Consider the following 17828-nt stretch of genomic DNA (forward strand, 5'->3'; position numbering starts at 1 on the left):
GTGGATGGCTTAAATCACAATAGAAGATAAAACAAAGAAAACCTATCTCATTTAAGCAAGATAGGTCTATAACAGCTAAACATTAAAATTCCGTATCTATAGATACTTTTTTCATTTCAATTTTGTTCTTAGTAGTAGATCGCATATTAAACAGAAGAAACAATCCCCCACCTAGAATTTGAATTATATACGATGGTATAAGAGTTAAAAGCACTCCTGAAATCACTAGTGCCAATGGAAGCATGGCCTTTCCGATACTAATGCCAATGCTTAGTACTCTGCCTCTATATTCATCTGGAATCTCGTTTTGCATGATATATGAAAAAGGTATGTCAATTAGAGCCACGATGGACCCAATAAGGAACATGACAAGACTGTAATAAAAAACGTAAAAGAGTGTGGCAAACTGAAATTTTTCTATAATTATAGGCAGACCTAAGGACATCATAAAAATCGCTAATGATACACTTAAATACCTTAATAGCAAGGAATAGGACATCTTCTCTGTTATTTTTTTTACCAATAGAGCTCCTACAATCATACCTATAGGAAAAGAGCCTTGGATAATACCAAAGTTCTTTGAACCAAGCCCCAGGACCGTATTCATAATATAGGGTAATGGTACAATCACAGTGAAGCCAAGAAAGAAATTTAATGAAATTAATAGGATAAACAAATTCAGGATATTCTTTCTTGCCGTTATATATTGAAATCCGTCCTTGATTTCTCTAAAAAAATGAATTTTCTCTTTTGGCTTTTCTTCATTGGATTGATGCTTGAACTGTTTGAAATTAATTAACATCATTGAAATACCTGAAAAGATGAAGGAGATTCCGTTAATCATAATAAACGTTCTAATGTCAAAAATTGCAAATACAATCCCTCCTAGCATCGGTCCCATAATGGAGGATACTGAATCAATGATTTTACTAATGGAATTAATGTTCATTAACATGTTTTTAGATACGATGTTTGGCTTTGCTGATTCCAGCGCTACTCCAAAAAAGGTGCTAAACACTGTCATTAATATGGTAGTAACATAAATGAGCCAAAGCTCGAATCCAACTATATTACTTAACAGATAAACGACAACCAACAACACTCCGTTTAACAAATCCATTGAAACGATTAATCTCTTCTTGTTGAATTTGTCGGCAATTACTCCCGCAAACGGATTGATCACAATCATGGGAATGATCCCTAATATAAGGGTAGCAGCAAAGCTTATCGCCGATCCCGTCAGCTTTAAAACGTACAGACCTAACGCAAATTGATAAATCGCTGTACCGAATATAGAAACGGTCTTCCCTGTTGAAAAGAGAAATAAGTTTTTTATTTCCGTTCGGTTCTTTTCCCCATTAACACTAAAGGGTAAAGTAATCATTAATCATCCGCCTCCATTAACTTTTATAAGAAAAGTGTAAGTGGTGGAGTGAACCCTACATCAATAGCCATAATGAAGAAATTTTTATAAATAAAATAAAAAAGATAGGGTTAACCCTACCTTTTGCCGAAAAATGTATACGTAGATATTTCTTCCCCCTGGACAAAAAAATCTTCGTACTTTCCGCCTTTTGTAATGGTTTCAGAAAGCCGGTCCTCAATGGTTTTATATTTTAATTCTTCGATATTTTTCTTTATGCTATTGACAGAAAAATGATCACGATAGTTGACTTCAATTTTACTTTTATAGCTGAAATTTTTAAAAGTTAAATAGGTCCCCAATAGATATGCATCTAATTTAATTAGTGAATCCACTTCACGAAGTAAAAACGCTTCATGTTCAAAGCTATAATTGCTTGTGCCGGAATAATCAATAACTATATCTACAGTTTGATTGGATAGTGGTATGTCTAGGAAATCCGCACAGACAAAGAGTAAGTTCTTTTTTGAACCGCTTCTCTCAAGTAAGCTTTTTAAAAACTGATGTCGCTCTAAGCTGTGATCAACTGCAATATATAGACAATCTTCCGGCAATTCCTGATAAATATTTCGAAGAAAAAAACCAACTCCCGAACCTAATTCAAGAATTACTTTCCTATGCAAATCCATCTGACCTAGTTTCCTTTTTGACCAGTGCAGCCCTTTATTCATATTTTCTAAATAAAGGGGATCCGTTTCCTGAATATACTCTGGAATATTATTTAACAGGGAAATTTGTTTGTTTGACTCAATTGCGTTACCTACTCTTAATATTCCTGCTTCAATCAGGTACACTTGGTCACAGTGACAGGTCAGTTTGCCTTCAACTATCTGATTTTTCTTGATTATTCCGTTTTGAAGAGTGAGGGATACAGCACATTTATTACATTTGAGCATGTCTAGTACGCTTAATTCAATACCAAACGTATTGCTTGAGCCAGAAGATGAAGTTGATAGCTGGTCTACTTTTCCTTTAAGTCTGTCTTTCATTTCTATTAAATTCTTAATCTCCTGTTCTAGCTTCTCATATTTATCCAGGAACAAGGATTGATAAAAGGCATCTCTTTCATATTCAGTCAATTGCCCAAGGTTTTTATAGTGAAAAATCATCTTAATTTCATTTAAATGAAAGCCCATTCCTTTTAACTCTAGAATAAGCTCTAAATCATTTTGACAGCTCGCATCAAAATAATAATGACCTCCTTGCTTTTCAGGCACGATTAATCCCAATTCCATATAGTGTCTAATGGTATCATGACTTATTCCATTCACTTTTCCGAAGTGACCGATTCTCATTGTCTCATCACCAGTACTTGTATATTTCTATATGACTAGTTCTCCTCTTACTAAAAAAAATCCTACAAACTATGAATCTTTTTTCAATCTCTATTCGCCTCGATACACTCCTGAGTGGTGACAGACACCGGTTGATGACGGTTGCCACTCTGCACCAGAACAGTCCCAAAAACAACTGTTAAAGTACCGATACCCGCTTCCCAAGAAAGATATTCATGATAAAACACCACTCCTAGTACCATCGCAATAAGAGGTGAAATGAAAAGCCACTTAGCAGGAAAAACAGGATTAGTCTTAGATACAAGCCAATAAAAGAGAGTATGGCCGATCATCGAACCAAATACGATTAAATAAAAAAAAGAACCCATAGAGGCTGGACTAGCCCAGCTCGTAAACTGTATCTTCTCAGTAAAAAGGGACAAAAGAATGAGTAAAATCCCCCCATGCATCATTTGGGCTGCATTTAACGCAATGGGGGAAGTTGTTTCAAATTTTTCAATCACATGTTTCGAATAAATAGCGCCAGAGGCATAGAATACCTCCCCAATGACAATTAAGAGACATCCCATTAACCAGAGCCTTCCTCCCTGAAGAGTAAAACTTGGCAGAATGAGCAGAGCCACACCTACTATACCTACAAGGCATCCTATAAAGGAAATTTGGCTTACCTTTTTCTTTAAAATCAGGGTTTGAATTAATAAAATCATCATCGGACCAGTAGCGGATAATACAGCCGCTGTCCCTGACGTCACATATTGCTCCGCCCAATATAAAGTTGCAAACGTACCAAAGGTTAAGCCAATGCCCGTAATCAGCATTTCCTTACGAAAAAACAAGCCTATCGTGGTTTTTCTTCGAAGAAGCATGACCACAAAAAGAATCGAACCAGCAATAAAAAATCTAATTCCAGCTGAGAAAAAAGGGGGGATTCCTGCATTGATCCCTATTTTTATTGCTAGAAAGGTCGTACCAAAAATCAAACACATAATCAAATAACCAACTATCACCATTAACGATTCCTCCTTTTTTATCCATTATAGGAGAATGAGAATAGAACAGATGAATATCACTAGAACAGATCAAAATGAAATCGTGATACAATCTAGAAAAGAAATGGGGGAACTGCATGGCAAATGGGGAATATCTTTTTAAACAAGTTTATGATTATGTTTTAAATCGGATCGAAAGCAATGAGTGGCAGGAAGATGATAAGCTTCCTTCTGTAAGAAAACTAGCGGACGAAATGAAGGTCCATCGCTTAACTGTTTTAAAAGCTTATCAGTTGCTTAAACAACAAAATAAAGTATATGTAAAAGATAAATCTGGTTATTACGTCTCATTAAGTGGACGAGAAAAACTGGATCAGCTGGATGCCCCTCTATTTTCAGCAAACTCACAAAAAAATCAATTAGCTGAGATTCATCAAGTATCGGTTTCTTATAATTTTTCACAGGCATTAATTGACCCTAGCCTATTGCCAAATCTCTTTTTATCTGAATATGTGAAAAAAGTGTTCGATTTTTACCCTAAAGTACTGGCAACCTACTCAACCGTTCAGGGAGATCAGGAACTTAGGGAAGCACTCTCGGCCTACTTTATTGAGCAATATAAAACGTTTATTACAGCGGATAACCTGTTAATCACCACTGGTTCTCAACAAGCAATCTATCTCATCGCTCAAGCATTTATTAAACCAAGAGATACCATATTAATAGAACGACCAAGCTATAGTGCGGCCATAGACACTTTTAGAGCACGAGGAGCAAACATTATACCCGTTGAGATCTATATGGATGGATATGATTTAGAGCAGATAGAATGTTTGATGAAAACCTACAAGCCTCGTCTCTTTTATTTGAATCCAACCTTTCATAATCCAACTGGATACACAGTCCCAGCCGCCCAAAGAAAGCAATTAGTCCAATTAGCAGAGCAGTATCGTTGTCTCTTAATTGAAGATAACGCCTATCATGATATCTATTTTGACCAGGAGCCGCCGCCTCCCTTTTACACATATGACACAGCTGGCATCGTGATTTATGTCAGGAGCTTTTGCAAATATATCTCACCTGGTCTACGAATTGCAGTCGTCTATGCCCAATCACCACTAATGAATGCCCTTGTAGGAGCAAAATCATTAGCGGATAACGGTTCGCCACTTTTGAATCAAAAGATATTCCTTCATTATTTTTCATCGCCTAGACTGCAACAACACGTAGAAAAACTACGGATTGCTTTACAAATAAGAAAGGAAATCATGGAGGAAGAACTAGCTGGAACGGATTGGCAGTGGGTAAGCCCAGGCGGTGGTTTGAACCTATGGGTGCGGCTCCCTCATCACTTATCGACAGATGAACTATTAGTTAAGTGCCTCCAACAATCCATTTCGTTTGTTCCTGGTCGTGTTTGTGATCCATTAAATCAGCCATCCTCATGGGCGCGCTTAAGCTTTTCTTATGCAAACGAAGAGCAAATTCGTCATGGTATACGAAAATTTATCGAATTAGTCAACAGCCCTCTACGACAAAACTAAGGCACCTTCCCATTTAGGGTAGATGCCTTTGTTTCGCTATTCTAGAGGCAGTTTAATGCCTGAATTGATTTTATTAATGCTTTTTAATGGTCTTATCTTTACTTCGATGTTTTCTTTTGTTAGCATAGGGAAATCTTTATTTTTCATAGTTTCCTTCCAATCCTCGTACATAAAGCGGTACATAAAGTCCTCAAATTGATAAATATCTCCACCGATTTGGAGGCTTTTTAGATAGGATGAGTACACTTCGTTTGTAATTTTTTCTTTGATCATTCTTTTTATCCTCGGAGAGAGGACCACTTTTTGCGACGATTCTCTAATAATGGCTGAAATATTAATATCTAATCCAATCCTTACTCCATTTTGGTCTCTATCAATTACCCTTTTGACCTTCGGTTTTAACATTTCAATTTGTACTAAATCCTCTTTTCCCTCTATCCCTTCAACTACGATTACAGGAGAGCGAACAGCCTTGTTATTCACTTGAATATAGCCTTCCAAATCTTGTTGCGACAAGTATCCCTTCAATGTTTTATCCTTCATAATATATGCACCATCAAAAATGGTAACTGGCAGTTTTTCTTGACCTCTTTTCACAATCTTCTCCGCAATAGAGATTCTTGGCAGGATGATTGTTTTTGTTTTTTCATTAAATTGATAAACTAGTTCTTGCAATGAAATAGCTGGAACGGTAGAATCCTGTTGTTGCATGAATTCCGGCTGATTGATTCGGGAATTAGAATAAGGATAATTAAACGGAACCTCTGTAGTGAAAACCTCTTCTACCTTTTCCTCTGTACCGTATACCCAACCCGTTTGACGAATATTGAAGTTGGTGTCTAATGATTTTAGTGTTTTTTCTAAGCGATGTTCCAATAAAGACGTTCCAAAAACAAATAAGCTAATCTGATCATAATTTATGGGAATCTGTATGCCATGGTAGATTTCAATTATGGCATCTTCTACTGTCCTTCCTTTCCCTGATGCGATCCAAACAGGGACCGGCTGATCACTTTTACCTTGCTCCGTTTTAGCTACATTTGAAAAGTCTAAGAACTGAAGCACAACATGATATTCATGATCTTTATAGTCAATTCCGACTCCAACTGCGTATGCCTGAAATTGTATTTCTCTAATATTTGCACATCCAGAGAGAAGAAGAATGAGAGAAGTAACCATTAAGACTTTTTTCATCTAATCACCTGACCGTGTGTCATCTTTTACAAATAATGAAGCAGTCCTTTTTTTCATGAAAGAATAAGGTAAACGGATGATAGTGGATATGATGTCTTTCCCTTCTGTTGAAGAGATATCGGCTAGTATTGGAACACCGAACGATTTTAACTTAGTTAAATAAAGGAAAACGAACATCAAACTTATAAAAAAACCATATATCCCCATCGCGTAACAAAAGACGAGAACAAACACTCGTATAAAAAATATATTTCCAGATAGAGATTGATTAACCAATGTAAAGCTAGAAATGGCTGTTATCCCAATGATAACAAGCGTAGTGGGAGAGGTAATTCCCCCTCTAATGGCGGCATCACCTATAATCAACCCTCCGAGAACAGCCACTGTTTGACCAATTCCCTTAGGCAGACGAGCACCGCCCTCTTTGAATAACTCAAACATGACAAGCATGACAAAGACTTCAATTAAAGGTGCAAATGGCAATCCTAATCTTGACACTGTAATTGTGGCAATAAGCGGCAGTGGTAATTGTCCTACATTATGGGTAATTAAGGCCGTATAAAAACCGGGCAGAAAGGTTGTCGTAAAAAGCCCTATAATTCTCAAGGTTCGTTCCAAGGAGGCAAAATAAAAACTGGTGTTAGCATCTTCAGGTGTTTTAAATAAAAAGGAAAGGTCGGCAGGTGCTAGTAGTACTGTTGGGGCTCCATCCACTACAATGGCAAATCTCCCTTGATTGATCGATTCTACGACGAAATCAGCTCTACCCGAATAATTTACGGATGGAACAAGCGTGAATTTTTGTTCCATCAAATATTCCATCAACATCGAAGTACTTGTTAAAATATCAACATCTAAAGCTCCAAGTCGTCCCTGTATATCTCGCAATACCTGTTCATTAATGACATCTTTGATATAAATGAGAGCTACCTTTGTATTGGTCCGTTTACCGATAGTGTAATTTTCTACAATTAATGAAGATGTCCGCAGCCGCTTGCGTATTAACCCAAGATTAATGGTTATATCCTCTACAAAGCCATCCTTTGCTCCGCGAATGGACACTTCGGCAACTGACTCATCCGGTTGTCTTGTGGGAGCTTTACTAATATCATAAAAATAAACTGTATCTCCGGCAGGAATCACCATTAATTTCCCCGTAAAAATAGCCTCTTCTATTGTTTCTGCATATATCGTGTCCTTCTTACGTACCTCCAGCTGCAACGTTTGATAAATTGAGTTAGCCGTCTCCATGGAGGGCAGGTCTAATGATGAAATCAAACTAGCGTCCGTTAACGGCTTACAATACACAAAAATTGCTGGACTCTCCTGACATTGCCCCTCTTTTATTTCAATATCAGCTGAATGATTGAAAAGCTGTTTTAAATTTTCAATAGAAAATAATCTTTCCTTTACCATTACTCACTGCCTCCTACCCATTTCTGTTTATTTTTCACGATGTATATAGCTAAGATAGAAATTTGTATGATTAGTAAAAGGAAGGATAACGGCCTGAAATATCCATAAATGATGCTCGATAAGGGGCTCTGGTCAAAGGGATACACGCAAGCAATAAAGAGAAGGAAAAATATCATTCTTATTATCTTTACATTCTCCATTCCTTTTGTGAGAATTTGACAGGCGATAAAAACAAATAAACTGATCCTAATCACTCCACCTGAAAGCCATTGGTAGATGGCGAAAAAATCTGCATGTGAAAAATATCGGCCAATAGAGATTAAGCGCCACTCTTCATAGGCAGGATAGCGGTACTGCGCTGCTTTTTCCGGGCCGAATTCAACAATTGCTCCAACAGTAGGTCCAAACATTAACCCAATTATGATCAGACCAACGATGAATAATTGTTTTCTTGAAACAGCTTTCTGTAAAATCGGTGTTAAGAAAATAACGATAAATAACTCTAAGATCGGTAAGGACGTATATAAAATTCCTTTTGTTAGAGGTAAATAGCCATCCGTAAATACAGGTAATAATAGTTCATAGTGTTTTTTGTTCGTGTTTGCAAGTGAAATAAAAAATCCAAACAAAAGGACAAATGGGCACAGAATGCTACTTAACAACCCAATCGAAAACAATCCTGCTTCGGTACAAAACAAACAGAAAACGAGTAATACAAGGGCAAGTGTAAAACTGTTAAATCCTTGTTTGTAGCTCAATTGTGACCAGTAAATAATATCTTTCGCAGTGACAAAGGCACTAATAAGCATATAAACGGCAAGTGGTAAAAGAAGAAGGTAGTACCTAACTGAGCTCAGCTGTTCCCTTAAAATCTGAATAATGGACTGTTTTCTTATGCAGTCGACAATCTTATACAATAAGAAAATCCAAAATGGCAGGATGATGATTGTTAATAAAATGCTGATCCATGAACCCCTTTTTGCGGTGGATAATAGAAAGGGAATAATTTCAACATGTGCAAAAAGGCCCACAGAAAGTAAAATGATGTATACAATGGATATAAATCTTAACTTATTCTGCATTTATTCGTTTCCTTTTTTTCCATATTATTTAACCTATCATCTATCTCTATTCAGATTTATTTATAGTGAAAGGAGCATTCAATGTACGTTCACCGTGATTACCCTGATTTTTCGTGGTCAAATTCAAGGCATAAGACCTTTTTAGAATGCGCCCGAAAGTATTTTCATCAATACTATGAATCTCATAATGGCTGGCTGTATGAATCACCTGAAGAAAATAAGGCAGCTTACCGTTTAAAAAACATTAAAAATATCCCTATTCTTTTGGGAGATGAAATACATAAGGTCATTGATCGGCAGCTTAAGAATTTCCTTAATGGGAAAGGTTTATTGAGTGAAAATGAACTGATGGGGATGGTTACCCAGAATCTTAACAGGGCCTATCTCGATTCAACTAAGTTTCGTCAGCATTGGTTTCAAAAACCTAAGCGACACCAAATGCTGCATGAAATCTATTATGGGGATGGGCTTAGCTCAGAGGAAGTTAGTGCTGCAAAAATCAAGCTAGAGTTGTGCTTGAAAAATTTCTTCATGAGTAAAACCTACCAAGATATCCTGACAAAGATAGAAATGCACGTATTGCATTCCGAGGAATTTCAAACGTTTGAAGTCAATGGTGTGGATGTATTTGTGGTGTTAGACTTTGTGTACAAAGATGTGAGTCAGGAGAAATGGATTGTGGTCGATTGGAAAACCGGGAAAGAGTCAGGGGATGACCGGAAACAGCTTGCGTTTTATGCCCTCTTTCTTTCTAGGGAACACAACATACCAGTCGAAGATATCATCTTACGGAATGAGTATTTATTGTCTGGTAAGTGTCAGGAATATAAATTGACTCCGTTCGAAATTGACTCCGCTCAGCAGTTGATGAATGATAGTATCTATCATATGCTGAACTATCTAGAGGATCCAGTGAAGAATAAGCCGCTTGCTAAAGAGCAGTTTGAGATGCAGGAATCAAAACGGTGTTATCGCTGCAATTTTAGAGAGAAATGTGAAAAAGTCCACCTAAAATAACCGATAGGTGGACTTTTTCCTTCTCACGAATTAACATTACTCAAGAATTCCCACCTCAAGTTTGCTTGAACACGGATAAATTTTTCTCGTACACTTTCTAGCCAACTGGGAGCATCCTCCATTTCACTATCTTCTAATGACCATAACAATCTAGCAAATGTATATAAGTTCTTAAACCTTTGGAACGTACGATATTGTTGGAATAGGGCATGATCCAAGGACAAAACTGAGCGATATCCCGTTAAAAATGACTGTACTCTATCATTTGAAAAAGGGGCATCTCCCTCTAGGAAATCATCCAGGGCTGCAACAAGATCTATTGCATACCAACCATACATCGCATCATCAAAATCTATCACATTGAACATGCTAGATTCTTCCTCATAAAAAAGATTATCCAATTGAAAATCATAATGAATGAGTCCATATGTCTCCTTAGAGGTCGGAAGTTCCTCTAGCAATTCTGTAACGTTCCTTAGTTCTTCTAATGCTTCATGCTCATGAGGATGCCTATTTATCACACCTTCGATTTTTTCTAACACATCTTGCCAGTTTTTTCTTTTTGGACCACCAACAGGATTGTAGTTTTTAGATAAAGAATGTAATGTCGCTAAGGTTCTTCCCCAGGCTTCAAATTGCTGATTGTTCGCATTTTCGTCCAACATTTTTCCTTTTGCCGCTTGAAAAACAACTGCGAGATAGGTTCCTTCCGATGTTTGTTCAGACACTATTTCCGTTCCTTTTATTGTTGGAATGGTAGAAACACAAGGATAGCCGCAATTTTTCAAGTAGTTCAGGAAATCCAGCTCTGCTTTCATTTCTTCCCACGTTCTTTCCTGCTCTGAGTTAAATCGTAAAAAATACCGTTGTTGGTTATGCTCAAAAACATATACAAAGTTAGAGCTGGCCCGCCAAAATTTCAATGTTCCTTCATCATGTTTCCAATGTTGGGTTAGCTGACTTGCTATCTTATCAGATACCAGTCCTTTTACCATTGTTCCTAGATTCATCATGCTACGTTTACCCCTTCCCATTATTAGGAAATATAAGTTTTCTATATATTCGTTGTAAATTTCACAATTTCCTTCTTATGACCGGTAAAGCCTCATTACAACCAATTTAAGGTAAGAGGAAATTGTTCGGCTATAGCTGGTATAATTGGTAGAATAATCGTGTTAATGACATTTGAGGTGAATAAAATAGATAGATTACAGTCGGTTAATACAGTAGATAGTTTGCAGGAAAATCAAACGAACTATATTTATACTTACTCCCATTCTGAGGATGAACACTCTTTGTGTGCTTTAGAAATGCGCTCATTGTTCGGAGAGGAATCTCCCTCTCACGTATTGGAAAGCTTCCTAAAAATTGATCCAAGTCGAAGCCCTTTTATTAAGGAAAGAATTACTGTGTTATATGAAGCAGAAATCCTTGAGGATCTTTTTGTAATGGTACAGACTTTACAATTATGCGGGGCAACATTTAAAGTCACATATGTGAAAAATAATGGACAGCCCAAAAGTGAAAAAGTAAGTTTCGAGAGGCGTCGTGCTATTGAACGGACCGTTGGTTTACATGTCAATGGTAAAGCCGATCTCAGCCAGCCTGAGCGAGTGTTTGGTGTGATGAATGTCAATGGAAGATGGATATTCGGTGATTATTTGGAAGGTGAGTCTGTTTGGTTTCGCCATCAACAGAAGCCGCATAGTTACTCCACAGCGCTTAGCACTCGTGTGGCAAGAGCGGTCGTAAACATAGCCATTCCAAATCCAGATGGCATTAAAGCTATTGATCCTTGTTGTGGGATTGGAACGGTACTAGTTGAAGCTCGTTCCATGGGAATTGATATCGTTGGAAGCGACCGAAATCAGCTGATCCTTCCTGGAGCTCGAGAAAACATGGCGCACTTTGGCTATGATGGAAAAATAACCTTGGCGGATATGCGTGATATTACCGGTCATTATGATGTTGCCATTATTGATTTGCCTTATAATTTGTGTTCTGTGTTATCCCCTGAAGTCCAGTTAGAAATGCTTCAAAGTGCACGGAGGTTTGCAGACAAAGTAGTCGTGGTTACGGTTGAACCCATTGATGAGGTCCTTTTTGAAGCAGGGTTTTCAATTATCGATCGTGCTATTGCGAAGAAAAGTGTGTTTATTCGTGAAGTGATTGTTTGCAATTAATCTATTATGGAAATAGCCTTAGCAAGATGAAGTCACCACTGCAAAAATATAGTTAGAACTGTGTGTAAACAACTTTTTTGCAGCAAAACCTTTCTATTTATTGCCTGATCCCAGATACATTAATGCATTATCGTATCGGGGATCATGAATTTCTATTTGTTACAATCTTTTAGATTTTTTATACACCAGCTTTGATGCATTCAGTTCATAAAATTTTTCCAATTCCTCAACATATGGCATTCCCGTTTGAGCTCCCATTTTCGTGACTGATATGGTTGCAGCCATGGTGGCAAATAAAACAGCGTCCTTTAGATTCTTATTTTTGCTTAGTTCCACTGCAAGAGCCCCATTAAAGGTATCCCCTGCACCAGTTGTATCAACAACCTCCACTTTCACCCCATTCAATGTAATTCTTTGGTTATGAGATTGAAATTCAACCCCATCTTCCCCTTTTGTCACGATACTTTTAGCTATAATTTGAGCTTTTTCTTCTGGAGAAGCTTCATCTAAGAGTTGACTATACTCATGCATATTTGGTGTAAGATATGTGACTCCATCTATGAGTTTTTTTGGTAGCTTTTGATACGGAGCTGGATTTAAAATGACAGGAACTTGATACCTATTTGCAATTTCTGTTATTTTTATGACCGAATCTAATGGGATTTCTAATTGCAACAATAATAAATTACTATTTATTATTTTTTCTTCATGTGCTATAACCCATTCAGGTGTTACTTCACTATTTGCTCCTGGTACTACGATAATTCGATTGTCCTGTCCAGAGATAATGATAGATGCAGTACCCGTTTCTTTTATAGTAGCAACTTCAACAGATTCTTCATTCACGCCCTCTTGCTGAAGTACATCTTTAAGTTTAGTTCCAAAAAGATCTTTACCTACTTTTCCGAGCATATGAACTTCTGCTCCAAGTCTTGCTGCCGCAACAGCTTGATTGGCCCCTTTTCCACCAGGATATGTTGAAAACGATTGACCAGTTATTGTTTCACCTTGTAAAGGCATTCGTTTTGTAACAGTAACTAAATCCATATTTAAACTTCCAATTACAGTAATGATGGGCTTTTTCATATTTTTACCACCTTGCATTCGAGAGAATAAATTTGTATTAAAAGAAAAAGGGTACCAAAAACCGGCCCCCTTCTTATTTCATCAATAAATTAGGTACATAAAGAACAATTTCAGGAACTAATGCAAATAAAATTAGTAATCCTATTAACATTAATAAAAACGGCCAAATTTCCTTTGTAAATTCAACTACCGAACATTTAGCTATGCTTATACCTACATACATAATCGTACCTACTGGCGGCGTAACTGTTCCAATCATCACATTAATAGCTAAAATAACACCGAAATGCAGAGGATCAATGTTATATTGGGTTAATAATGGTAAGATCACTGGAGTGGTAATAATGATAATAGCCATTCCATCTAAGAAGCACCCTAATATAAGAAGGATTAACATTAATAATAACAAAGCAGCTAGGTTGGAATTGGCAACATTTTGAAACATGGCCAATACTTTTGCAGGACCTTGCGCGTATGCTAGAACCCAAGCAAACGGTGAAGAAGCAGCAATAATAATTCCTATTGATGAAGACATCGTTACAGTTTCTAAAATTTTTTTTGGTAATTCATTTATCTTTAAATCCTTATATACAAAAAGTCCAATAATTAACGAATAAATAACAGCAATAACCGCAGATTCTGTCGCTGTAAATATTCCCGAAAATATCCCCCCAACAATGATAACGGGCATAAGTAGTGCCCAGAAGGATTCTTTTAACGCGATTACAATCTCCTTAAATCGGGCTCTCTGTCTTTTTTCGAATCCTCTTTTTCTTGCAATAATATAGGAAACGATCATTAATGAACCGCTCATCATTATGCCAGGAAGGGCACCGCCTAGAAACAACTTACCTATAGACACACCTGCAAGACTCCCATAAATTATCATCGGAATGCTCGGAGGAATAATCGGACCTACCGTTGCACTGGCACCTAAGATTGCTGCCGCAAACCCTTTCCCATAACCTCTTTTTACCATAGTTGGAATTAACGCAGATCCAGTGGCGGCGGCATCCGCTACCCCAGACCCCGATACTCCACTCATAAAAACATTTGATACAACCGAAACATGTGCTAAACTTCCCCTTATATGCCCCACTAGCACTTCCGATAAGTGGATCAGGCGTTTTGTTATACCGCCTGCTTCCATTATCGTCCCTGCCAAAATAAACAGTGGAATAGCTAGCATCGGAAAAGAATCCAAGCCTAAGGCGAGTCTCTGTGGAATGGCCTGCAAAGGAATCGTATCTTGTAAAAAAATTGTTAGTAAAGATGCTCCAACCAGAGAGAATCCAACAGGAACACCAACAAGTAGAAGAGCCAATAAACAAATAATAAGTATAATAAGCATTTAATTGTTCTTCCTTCCTATGTTAGATTGCTATCCCTCTTGAAGGTGGTTTGGTAAAGATCTTTGATCGTATAAATAATTAATAGAAAACTTGATAATGGTATTGACAGATATATAAGCCCTGTTGGTATCTGTAAACTGGTTGTAGGCACGTTCCATGTTTGCAGAGTTAACGTCCATCCGTATTTTACAAGAGTGAAAAATAAGATAAGCAGCACCCCATGAATGAGAACATAGATTGTTTGATTAATAGATTTTGAAAATACATTTCCTATTAAATCAATAGCTATATGCTTTTTGTGTTTAAATGCCACCACAGTCCCTAGGAGCACTGACCAAATAAAAGTATATCGAGCCAACTCATCTGTCCAAACTAAGGCTAGTTCAAAGAATCTAGCAATAACTCCAAGGGCTACCGAGGTACACATGATGATAAAAAGGAAGCTGCTTAAAATCTCCTCGATATTTGTTATTAATAACTTCGCACTCTTCATACTTCAATCACTCCAAAAATGGTGTATACTCGTTATTTTTGAGCAGCAATAATTTTTTCGTAATATCCTTTTCCTACTTTATCCTCAAAAGATTTATAGGTATCCGCTGTTGCTTTTTTAAAGGCCTTTACATCCACTTCTACTACTTCCATTCCTGCATCTTTTAATTTATTTAATTCCTCTTCATTAGCTTTTAATTGGAGCTCTGACATATATTTTCCAGACTCACTCATTGCTTCAGTAACAATTTTCTTCTGCTTATCACTTAGGCCTTTCCACCATTGCAAACTAACAACTGGAAGTTCGTTTTGTGTCATATGCCCAGTCAAATTAACGTACTTTTGTACTTCATAAAATTTATTGGTATAAATTTGATTTATGGAGTTTTCTTGAGCCTCGATTGTCCCTGTCTTTAATGACATATATACTTCAGAAATATTCATCGGAGTTACGTTTGCTCCCATTATCCTAAATGGCTCTGTATGGGCAGTTGCATCAGGCGTTCTAATCTTTAATCCTTTTACATCTTCAGGTGTCTTTACAGGTTTTTTACTAGTTGTTACATGACGATCGCCTACCCACCATACTGCTTCAGGAAATGCAACCAAATTTACAGTTTCTGCTTCAGTGCCAATTTCTTTATAGGCATCTGTCTTCGCGAGTTTAACAAAAGTTTGATATTTTTCACGTTCATTATTACCTTTTATCACATATGGTAATGTTAATACAGAAGCTTTAGGTACAAAATTAGAAAGTACAGCAGACGAAGGAATTGTAATTTGAACAGTTCCTATTTGCGTGCTTTCAATTAGATCTTTTTCACTACCTAACTGTCCGCCAGGTATAACTTCAACTTCCATCTGACCATCCGATTTTTCTTTCACCAATTCTGCAAACTTTACAGCACCCTTATGAATAGCAGATTGATCATTTGTTACGTGAGCAAGTTTAATTTTCATTACTTCATCAGATTTTCCATTTGTAGAGTTTGAATTTGTAGAGGATTCCTGTGTTTCACTGCATGCAACTAAACTCAACATTAATAGAGAACTAGCAACAAATGTTAACGCTTTCTTAATCTTCATCCTTTTATCCCCCTAAATTTTTTTTACTTCTACTAATTGATTGGCATATTCCTTTTCCATTAAGCTAAGCTTTTCTACTCTGCGTCTGAATTCTTCAGCTGTGCTAAACTCTGCAGTTAAAAAGGAATGAACTAGTTCCTTCACTAAGGCTGGACCAATAATTTGAGCACCTATACACATTACATTGACGTCATCATGCTCAACACATTGATGAGCAGAATAAATATCATGACAAACCGAAGCGCGAATGCCAGGAATTTTATTCGCTGCAATTGAAGCGCCTACACCTGTTCCACAAACTAGAATCGCCTTTTCCACTTCGCCACTACGGACTTTTTCGCATACGACCTTTGTAATATCCGGAAAGTCGACTGGATTTGGATCAAAACTACCACAATTTGTTACTTCGTGCCCTAATTCTTTTAAAACATCAATCACATGTCCTTTTAATGGAAAACCTGCGTGATCCCCGCCAATTGCTATTTTCATTTTTACCCCACCCTTAATTTTTCTATATATATTTAAACGTTTAACTAAAATTTTAAAAAAATATTGTTAAACGTTTAAATAACAATGTTCAACACCCACATGATTTTCTTATTATCATGTTAGGGTCTAGATACTTAATTTCTCTTATTTCTGGACATGTACCCTGTATAGTATCTATCATCTTTTGGGCAGCATATACACCTAACTCAAAAGCAGGCTGTGTTATACCAGATAATGGTGGATCAACAACATCCGCCCATTCTGGATCGTCAAACCCATACAAAGCAATATCTTGAGGAATCTTTAAGCCCTGTTCTTTTATATATTTATATGATCCTAAAGACATAGAGTTATTAGAAATAAAAATAGCGTCTATTTTCATTTTTGACTCTATTATTTCTTTCGTTAATCCATAACCGCTTTCAATAGTGAAATCACCTTCTAACACAAGCTCATCATGGTAGGAAATAGCATAATCCTCTAGTGCTCTTTTATAACCGATATATCGATCCCTTCCAGTACTATACTGCATAGGCCCTGTAATAATAGCAATTTTTTTATACCCATGTTTAATTAAATGCTCAGTAGCCATGTAGGCCCCTTTAATATTATTCGTCATGACCATATTAGAAGGAAGATGTTCCGGACAGCGATTTAAAAAAACAAGGGGAACTTTTGCTTTCAATAAATCATCATAATGATTTCCTGCCCCTGAAGAAGAAATGATTAAACCATCTATCCTTTTCCCCATTAATACCTCTAGATATTCTTTTTCTTTCTCCACATCTGAATCTGTACTACATAAAAGAACATTATATCCTTTTTCGGACAATGTACTTTCAATTCCCTTTACTACTTTTGAAATAAAGCTATTTGAAATATCTGAAATCAATATTCCTATTAACCTTGATTGTTTGACCTTGAGACTTTTAGCGATTTCGTTGGGTTTGTAATTAAGCGCTTTCATTGATTCGTAAACCTTTTTTTTCAAATCTTCACTTACATGTTTAGTATTATTAATAACATTGGACACTGTTGCTGTTGATACATTAGCAAGTTGAGCAACCTCTTTCAGTGTGGCATCTTTCAATTTCTTCACCATCTTCTTTAGTTAATCGTTTAACTGAATTATATTGGGATTTTTATGTAATGTCAATAATTTTCAGAGAATTCTTTTAAC

At 36.7% G+C, this 17828-nt stretch carries 16 protein-coding genes; 3 read left to right on the forward strand and 13 right to left on the reverse strand.

Annotation, left to right across the window (positions count from 1 at the left end):
• Positions 1-82: 82 nt before the first annotated feature.
• The 3 genes from AA0X95_RS26925 to AA0X95_RS26935 all read right to left on the reverse strand — a co-directional run bounded on the left by AA0X95_RS26925 (position 83) and on the right by AA0X95_RS26935 (position 3728).
• Positions 83-1384, reverse strand: a complete 1302-nt coding sequence (locus tag AA0X95_RS26925; protein WP_413303818.1) for an MFS transporter — start codon at positions 1382-1384, stop codon at positions 83-85.
• A gap of 116 nt (positions 1385-1500) precedes the next feature.
• Positions 1501-2718 carry a MerR family transcriptional regulator gene (locus AA0X95_RS26930; RefSeq protein WP_413303820.1) on the reverse strand — a complete coding sequence of 406 codons (1218 nt, stop codon included), beginning with the start codon at positions 2716-2718 and terminating at the stop codon, positions 1501-1503.
• Positions 2719-2801: 83 nt separating this feature from the next.
• Positions 2802-3728: a DMT family transporter gene (locus AA0X95_RS26935; protein WP_413303822.1), complete on the reverse strand. Its 927-nt coding sequence runs from the start codon at positions 3726-3728 to the stop codon at positions 2802-2804.
• Positions 3729-3844: 116 nt separating this feature from the next.
• On the opposite strand from AA0X95_RS26935, the gene AA0X95_RS26940 reads away from it, so the two are divergent.
• Positions 3845-5251, forward strand: a complete 1407-nt coding sequence (locus AA0X95_RS26940; RefSeq protein ID WP_413303825.1) for a PLP-dependent aminotransferase family protein — start codon at positions 3845-3847, stop codon at positions 5249-5251.
• 36 nt (positions 5252-5287) lie between these two features.
• On the opposite strand, the gene AA0X95_RS26945 is transcribed toward AA0X95_RS26940, so the two are convergent.
• From AA0X95_RS26945 to AA0X95_RS26955, 3 genes are read right to left on the reverse strand one after another with little or no spacing between them, the layout of a single operon-like run.
• Entirely contained in the window at positions 5288-6445 is a 1158-nt protein-coding gene (locus AA0X95_RS26945; RefSeq protein WP_413303828.1) for a Ger(x)C family spore germination protein, read from the reverse strand.
• Positions 6446-7861 (reverse strand): spore germination protein, encoded by a 1416-nt coding sequence (locus AA0X95_RS26950; protein ID WP_413303831.1) that lies wholly within the window; start codon positions 7859-7861, stop codon positions 6446-6448. It abuts the gene before it with no gap.
• A complete protein-coding gene (locus AA0X95_RS26955) occupies positions 7861-8943 on the reverse strand; it encodes a GerAB/ArcD/ProY family transporter (protein ID WP_413303834.1) in 1083 nt (360 codons plus the stop codon). Before AA0X95_RS26955 ends, AA0X95_RS26950 begins: the two co-directional genes overlap by 1 nt.
• Before the next feature lie 81 nt (positions 8944-9024).
• On the opposite strand from AA0X95_RS26955, the gene AA0X95_RS26960 reads away from it, so the two are divergent.
• On the forward strand, positions 9025-9960 hold the full coding sequence (locus AA0X95_RS26960) for a PD-(D/E)XK nuclease family protein (protein ID WP_413303836.1): 936 nt from the start codon (positions 9025-9027) through the stop codon (positions 9958-9960).
• A 23-nt stretch (positions 9961-9983) separates the two neighbouring features.
• On the opposite strand, the gene AA0X95_RS26965 is transcribed toward AA0X95_RS26960, so the two are convergent.
• Positions 9984-10973, reverse strand: coding sequence for a phosphotransferase enzyme family protein (locus AA0X95_RS26965; RefSeq protein WP_413303839.1), 990 nt, complete (start codon positions 10971-10973; stop codon positions 9984-9986).
• Between the two features lie 165 nt (positions 10974-11138).
• Between AA0X95_RS26965 and AA0X95_RS26970 the strand changes: the two genes are divergently transcribed.
• Positions 11139-12143, forward strand: coding sequence for a TRM11 family SAM-dependent methyltransferase (locus AA0X95_RS26970; protein WP_413310286.1), 1005 nt, complete (start codon positions 11139-11141; stop codon positions 12141-12143).
• Between the two features lie 159 nt (positions 12144-12302).
• Here the strand turns inward: AA0X95_RS26970 and rbsK are convergent, their stop codons facing one another.
• The 6 genes from rbsK to AA0X95_RS27000 all read right to left on the reverse strand — a co-directional run bounded on the left by rbsK (position 12303) and on the right by AA0X95_RS27000 (position 17738).
• Entirely contained in the window at positions 12303-13229 is a 927-nt protein-coding gene (gene rbsK / locus AA0X95_RS26975; protein ID WP_413303845.1) for a ribokinase, read from the reverse strand.
• A 73-nt stretch (positions 13230-13302) separates the two neighbouring features.
• The gene (locus tag AA0X95_RS26980) at positions 13303-14580 is read right to left on the reverse strand and encodes a TRAP transporter large permease (RefSeq protein ID WP_413303848.1); all 1278 of its coding nucleotides are present in this window, start codon (positions 14578-14580) and stop codon (positions 13303-13305) included.
• 17 nt (positions 14581-14597) lie between these two features.
• A complete protein-coding gene (locus AA0X95_RS26985; protein ID WP_413303850.1) occupies positions 14598-15074 on the reverse strand; it encodes a TRAP transporter small permease in 477 nt (158 codons plus the stop codon).
• Positions 15075-15106: 32 nt separating this feature from the next.
• On the reverse strand, positions 15107-16159 hold the full coding sequence (locus AA0X95_RS26990) for a TRAP transporter substrate-binding protein (RefSeq protein ID WP_413303853.1): 1053 nt from the start codon (positions 16157-16159) through the stop codon (positions 15107-15109).
• A gap of 12 nt (positions 16160-16171) precedes the next feature.
• A complete protein-coding gene (gene rpiB / locus AA0X95_RS26995) occupies positions 16172-16648 on the reverse strand; it encodes a ribose 5-phosphate isomerase B (protein WP_413303855.1) in 477 nt (158 codons plus the stop codon).
• Between the two features lie 88 nt (positions 16649-16736).
• The gene (locus AA0X95_RS27000; RefSeq protein WP_413303858.1) at positions 16737-17738 is read right to left on the reverse strand and encodes a LacI family DNA-binding transcriptional regulator; all 1002 of its coding nucleotides are present in this window, start codon (positions 17736-17738) and stop codon (positions 16737-16739) included.
• Positions 17739-17828 lie beyond the last annotated feature (90 nt).

It is taken from the genome of Neobacillus phoenicis (assembly GCF_047302305.1).
Classification (GTDB): Bacteria; Bacillota; Bacilli; order Bacillales; family Cytobacillaceae; genus Neobacillus.